Origin of the sequence: Phenylobacterium sp. (assembly GCF_035276905.1) — a bacterium.
In the GTDB taxonomy this organism is placed as follows: domain Bacteria; phylum Pseudomonadota; class Alphaproteobacteria; order Caulobacterales; family Caulobacteraceae; genus Phenylobacterium.
The window spans coordinates 1-6,099 of sequence record NZ_DATELG010000036.1 but is presented as its reverse complement, the minus strand read 5'-3'; the positions used below and the strand labels follow the sequence as shown (position 1 = coordinate 6,099).

Genomic DNA, 6,099 nt, shown 5'->3' with positions numbered 1-6,099 from the left:
CTACAGTATAGCCCTGCACGAGGTCGCCGCCGCTCGACAGCGTGAACTGTTCCGTCGGCACGAGCAGGACGTTGGCGGCTGCACCGCCCGATACGTAGCGGCAGTCACGGCATTGGCAGGCCACGAACACCATCGCGCCCTTGGCGCTATACGAGATCTTCCCGCAAAGACAGCGTCCGGTAATCTCGCTCATTCCAGTCTCCTTCGCGGCGGGCGCCCGATCGACTCGGGAAGCTCAGCACCCGAAGAGGCGAACCGGTGGCAGGAAGCGTCGGAACGGCGGGCGACCTCGGCCCCGGACCTGCGTCATCGAGCCCCTCCTGTTGAAGAGGATGCCGCAGCCCAACCATGCAATCCATTGCTTATTTCGTGAAAAGTCATAACGCGTGCGCATGATATTGCCGACGCGCCGCCCCTCGCATCTGAATAGCCAAGCCGCGCTTCACGTCGGCCCCCGGAAGCCGGCCGCCAACGGCGCCAACCCGAGCCGGCGGACCGCCCGCCTCCCCCGGTAACCGCCGTCCCCTGCCTAATTCTGGTAGGAGGGATCGAGGCGGTCGGCCAACCTTCGCAGCGCCGGCCAATCGCGCTCAGCGGCGGCCAGGCCATGCTCACGGGCGATGGCGGCGGCGTTGCGGGCGGCGTCTTCACTCGGGAAGTTCAGCGGGCGCCCCCCGGCCATGGCCGAGACCTGGGCGCGGCACGCGTTCTCCAAGAAATACATCGTATTGAACGCCTCGGCGATGGAAAGACCCGCGACGAGGAGCCCGTGATTTCGAAGTATCATCGCACGGTGCTGACCCAGGTCGCTTACCAACCTGCGTTGTTCTTCGAGCTCGACCGCGATGCCCTCATAATCGTGGTAGCCGATCTGCTCATAGAACATCATTGCGTTCTGGGTCAGCGGCAACAGTCCCTCGGCCTGGGCCGACACGGCCATGCCCGCGGGCGTGTGCGTGTGGATCACGCAGATCACGTCGGGCCGGCCCGCGTGGACAGCGCCATGGATCACGTAGCCCGCTTCGTTGATTCCGAGCCCCGTCGGGTCGTCGATGACCCTTCCCGCCAGATCCACCTTGACGAGGTTGGACGCACAGACCTCGTCGAACATCAGTCCGAACGGATTGATGAGAATTTCTTCCTCACCGCCGGGAATCCTGGCGGAGATGTGATTGTAGGTCAGCTCGTTCAGCCCGAAGTGGGCGATCAAGCGGTAGCAGGCCGCGAGGTCGACGCGGGTCTGCCGCTCCGCCTCCGTCATGTTTGGCGAACTTTGCGCTGCTCCGTCCTCGCGACGGCGGATCAGTTGGGTCATGCGAACGATCTCACGCCTGGACCGGCGCGGGCGGCGCCGCGAGATGCTGCGGCACCAGGTCCTGCCAGCGCTGGTTCGGCGCGAGGACGTCGTCGAACGCGGCCAGCGTTCGGCAATCTCGATAGGCGACGCCCACGGGATCCTGCCCCGCCGCAACGCGGTCGGCGGAGTCGAGGAGCAGCTTGCGGACCCGCACGATGGCGGCGTCGGCGGTGACGAGGTGTTCGGCGGTCCGGTCGCAAATCGGGCCTGCGGCGATGCCCATGATGGCGTCCTCGAACGCCACGCCCGGCAATCCCGTCCAGCTCGCCTTCATGCGCTCGCGATCCTGGCCCATCCCGTTCTCCCAGGACGCACGGAAGAGATTGTTGTCCTCCGACCAGAACCGCTCGTCGGTAAGCCCAAGGATCTTCTTCAGGTAGGCGCGATCGACCGCCGCGGCGCCGTGGATCACCAGGAACGAGGTCGTGGTGGTGTCGTCCACCGGCACCTCGAACACCGTGAAGAGCACGGCGGACGCGGGAATGAAGCGCACCGTCGGCATCAGGTAGGGATAGATCCGCACGTGCCGCGGCTGGTCGTCCGCCAGTTGAGCGCCGCTGCGATTGGCCTGACGGAAGGCGGCGTAATGGAGCCCGAAAGGAGTCTCCTCGACCTCGAGAACCGGGGCGTTGTCCTCCACCGCGAAGGCGGCCGGATTGAGCACGTCCGGATTGGGCGAAAAGGTGCTGGCCATCCAGCCCGGCCGGGCGTCGTTGCTGTGCAATACGCCGACGTGGGAGCTGTCCGAGCCCTGCTCCACGAGTTGAAGGTAGTTGGCGCGCTGGGTGATCCGGATGATGGTGCGGTTCGCCTCCGGCGCGTCCATGAAGGCGAAGCTCCGGAACGGCGGCTTCTTCTCCGCCGGTCCCATGTAGGCCCACAGGAGCCCTGCGCATTCCTCCACCGGGTAGGCCGGAGCCTTCAGCCGCGCGCGAAAGCGCGGATCGCAATGGTTCGGAGTCTCCTGGATGGTTCCGTCCGCCCCGAACTTCCAGCCGTGGTAGAGGCAGCGGATCCCGCCATCCTCGACGCGTCCAAGCGCCAGCGAGACGCCCCGGTGCATGCAGTACTCGTTGAGGAGGCCGACGGTCCCGTCGGTGTCGCGGAAGGCCACCAGATCCTGGCCCAGAAGCCGCACGCGCAGCGGCGGGCCGTCGGCCTCCGGCAAGTCGCTGGACAGCGCGAACGGCGTCCAGTATCGGCGCATGACCTCGCCCATGGGCGTGCCAGGGCCCACTCGGCAAAGGCGGTCGTTTTCGGCTGCCGTCGTCATGTGCGATGAACCTGCTAATGATCTTCCGCAGAAGATCATGTTCGGGATTTCCTTTGTCAAGCGCGGAACCGGCCGCGTCGCCGAGTTTTCGGCCCCCGACTCTTCCGTGGAAGAAACAAATGATCTAGATGGAGCAGGACGAACAGGGGGCTCGCCGTGACTGACCAAAAGCCTACGATCCTGATCACCACGCCCGCCCTGCAGTTCGTGGAGCCGAGCCTCCAGCCGCATTATTCCGTGGTCCGAGCCTGGGAGGCCGGGTCCGATCAGCATTTTCCGCAGGTACGGACCATCGTGTGCCTCGGCAACGAGGACGTCGAAGGCGTGCTCGGGCGTTGCCCCTCGGCCGGCCTCATCGCTTGCTACACGACGGGCTACGACGCGATCGACATCGGCGCGGCGAGGCGACGCGGCGTGCTGGTAAGCCACGCGCCGGGGGCCACCTCCTACGCGGTGGCTGAATTCGCCATAGCCCTCATACTTGCCGCCTTTCGCAACGTGGTCGTCGGAGACCGGCGCGTGCGCGCCGGCGAATGGCGCCCCGGGCAGGCCATGGTCGGGCGATCGCTGGCCGGCGCGCGGCTGGGCGTCGTCGGCCTTGGGGATATCGGCGCGCAATTGTCGGCGCTGGCCCGGGCCCTGGGCATGGATGTGGCGTGGTGGGGGCCGCGGCCCAAGCCCGAGGCCCCCTGGCCGCGCGCGGCCTCGCTGATCGAGCTGGCGCGGGGCGCCGACGTCCTGGCGATTTGTGCGCGCTCAGATCCAGCCAATCGACACCTGATCGATGCGGCGGTGATCGACGCCGTCGGCCCCACCGGGCTCATCGTCAATGTCGGCAGGGGGCAACTGATCGACGAGGATGCCCTGCTGGCGGCCTTGCACGAGGGCCGCCTGGGGGGCGCCGCGCTCGACGTGTTCGAGGCGGAGCCGACCCCCCCGGCAAGGTGGGCTGACGCGCCGGGCGCGATCACCACCCCCCACATCGCCGGCGGCACCCTCCAGTCGACGGCGAAAATGACGGAGATGTTGCTGGCGAACCTGGCGGCCTTCTACGCCGGAAGACCGCTCGCGACGCCCGTGCCGGCCGATTCATAGAAAAAGGGCCGGCCCAGAACTGGGCCGGCCCTGCTCGCCGGGGACGTGATTTGCCGGCCCGCGCGCCTTACCAGCTCGCCCCCAGGCGCACCCCGAACGTCCGCGGCGGCGTGAGGGTCGAGGCCGCCAAGGTCGTCACGACACCGGCGGAGGTCATGCCTCCGTCGCCGCCGCTGGTGCGGACCGCCTTGTCGGTGATGTTGCGGATCCAGAGGCCGACGCTGAAGCGCTTGTCCGGCGCGTGCCAGGTCAGGTCTGCGTTGGCGAGCCCGTATGCCGATTGAAGGGTCCCCGTGTCGACGCAGGCAGATTGCGCCAGCACCGTCACCGGAACACTGGAGCAACGCGTGATCCCATGAGTGAAGCTTGTCCAGAACTTGGAGGCGACCTGCACCTGTCCGGAGGCGTCGATGGTGGAGCCGTTCGGCAGATCGAAGGTGTGCAGGTAGTGGAGCGTCGCTGACCAGTCGGGGGCGAAGGGCAGCGCAAAGCCGGTGAAGTCGTAGGCGCGCACAGGGCTGCTCACGCCCCGCGGCACGATGAAGTCCTTGAATTCACCGTGGAAGTATCCGGCCGCCAACGACAGCTCGTCATGCGACGTCAACGCCATCTGCATGTCGAGTTCCACGCCGTAGGACTGCGATTTCGGCGCATTGAAGACGATATTCGTCCCCGCCGCCACGTTGAACAGGCCAACCTGATAGTCCTTCCAATCGTAGTAGAAGGCTTCCAGGTTAAGGCGCATGCGGCCGTCAAGAAGCGTGTTCTTGGATCCGACGGCGTATGACAGAAGCTTCTCGGGATTCACCTCGTTCGACTGGGTCGGTGAGGTGAAGAAGTTCACCCCGCCGCCGAGATAACCGGTCTGAACATTCGCGTAGAGCATCGAGTCCCGGTTGACGTCGTACTCGACGCCGACCTTCCAGTCGGCGTGGGTCCAGCTGAAATCGGCCGTGAAGGGAACGGCCGCCCCCGTCAGTCCCGGCCGGAACCCGTTTCCCTGCGCCTCCTTGTGGATATAGCTGTAGCGCAGGCCGCCCGTCAGCCGAAGCGCATCCGACAGCGCGTAGGTTCCCTGGACATAGGCGGCATAGGACTTGTTCGGCTGCTCTGAAATGTCGAACGAGCGGTTGCCCGCCACGGTCCGGAAGGCGTGCGTGCTGAGGTCGTAAAAATAGGCGCCGACCAGCCACTGAAGCTTTGCGTCCGAATTGGAATTCGCGAGTCGCAGCTCCTGCGTGTACTGATGGCGCGAGTTGACTTCTTCGAACAGGATACGCGCGGGACCGGTATCGATCACCAGATGTCCCTGATGGTTGCTGTAGATAAATCCTGGAATGTAGGTAAGCCTCACTCCATCCAGATCTACGTTCAGCTCGCCGCCCAAATGGTAGATGTCGATGTCGCGTTTATGGGCTCGCTGCGCGGGCGTGAAGGCGATGGTCGCCAGTGGATCCCAGGTCTGCTTCCAGGGATCGTCCTTATTCTTGAAAGGGGAAGCGTAGCCGACGTCGCCATTGCCGCCGGCGTGATAAATGCCCCCCCACAGCATCAGGTCCGCAGCATCGCCGAGCTTGGTCGTGAAGGTCAGCCGACCGGCGATGTTGTCTTCGTCGTCCAGGCCGTTGCCCGCATAACCGTCGTGCTTGATGTAGTTGAACGCGGCGCGCAACTGGGAGTCCTTCCCCAGCGGCAGGTTCTGGGCGAGCGACAGGTAGCGCCTGTCATAGTTCCCGATCTCGGCGACGGCGCGACCGGAGTAGTCGTTCGACGGCCGTTCCGTCACGACGCTGATGACCCCGCCGGCGGCGTTGGAGCCGTAGGTGGTGGCCTGCGGCCCGCGCAGCACTTCGACCCGATTGACATCGAAGATCGACGCGCCGGTCGCCTCGCGAAACTGCTCCATGCCGTTCACGGTCAGCGCCACGCCCAGGTCGAGGCTGGGGGCGTCGGTGGCGATTCCGACGCCGCGGATGAACATCTGCACGTTCGATTGCTGCTTGTTCAGCCGCACGCTCGGCACCATGAACTGTACTGCGCGAATGTCCGTGGCCCCTTGGGCGACGAGCCGTTCGCGGTTCACCACCGCGATCGCCGCGGGCGCCTCCTGCAGGTTCTGCGTGACCTTCTGGGCCGTGACGATCACTTCCTCGAGCGCCGTCGGAGCCTTCGATTCGGCCGAGGTTGCGGGCTGGGCTGGTGCGGCCGCGGATTGCGCCGCCGCGACAGCTGGCGCGGCGAGTGCGGAGCCGGCCAGCAAAGTCGAAAGTAAGCACCAACGCGGCATGTGTTTCCCCCTTTATGAATTTCCATGGAAGATTACACAGCCGCGCCTGACGTCAATTTAAATCTTCTGCGGAAGACGTTTTCTTAG

At 65.5% G+C, this 6,099-nt stretch carries 5 protein-coding genes; 1 reads left to right on the top strand and 4 read right to left on the bottom strand.

Features of this window, described 5'->3' with window-relative positions:
- The 3 genes from VJS38_RS01275 to VJS38_RS01265 all read right to left on the bottom strand — a co-directional run.
- Positions 1-193 (bottom strand): GFA family protein (locus tag VJS38_RS01275; RefSeq protein WP_324086341.1); only part of this gene is annotated, 193 nt, incomplete at its 3' end.
- A gap of 336 nt (positions 194-529) precedes the next feature.
- Complete coding sequence (locus VJS38_RS01270; RefSeq protein WP_324086340.1) at positions 530-1,315, bottom strand: class II aldolase/adducin family protein; 786 nt, start codon at positions 1,313-1,315, stop codon at positions 530-532.
- A 10-nt stretch (positions 1,316-1,325) separates the two neighbouring features.
- The gene (locus VJS38_RS01265; RefSeq protein WP_324086339.1) at positions 1,326-2,564 is read right to left on the bottom strand and encodes a Rieske 2Fe-2S domain-containing protein; all 1,239 of its coding nucleotides are present in this window, start codon (positions 2,562-2,564) and stop codon (positions 1,326-1,328) included.
- A 222-nt stretch (positions 2,565-2,786) separates the two neighbouring features.
- Between VJS38_RS01265 and VJS38_RS01260 the strand changes: the two genes are divergently transcribed.
- The gene (locus tag VJS38_RS01260) at positions 2,787-3,725 is read left to right on the top strand and encodes an NAD(P)-dependent oxidoreductase (protein ID WP_324086338.1); all 939 of its coding nucleotides are present in this window, start codon (positions 2,787-2,789) and stop codon (positions 3,723-3,725) included.
- 67 nt (positions 3,726-3,792) lie between these two features.
- Here VJS38_RS01260 and VJS38_RS01255 read toward each other — a convergent pair whose 3' ends face one another.
- Entirely contained in the window at positions 3,793-5,985 is a 2,193-nt protein-coding gene (locus VJS38_RS01255; protein WP_324086337.1) for a TonB-dependent receptor, read from the bottom strand.
- Positions 5,986-6,099: the final 114 nt, after the last annotated feature.

Bases quoted from the DNA above. Each gene is read 5' to 3' on its own strand.
- VJS38_RS01270 (WP_324086340.1), bottom strand. From the start codon at position 1,315: ATGACCCAACTGATCCGCCGTCGCGAGGACGGAGCAGCGCAAAGTTCG.
- VJS38_RS01265 (WP_324086339.1), bottom strand. From the start codon at position 2,564: ATGCGCCGATACTGGACGCCGTTCGCGCTGTCCAGCGACTTGCCGGAG.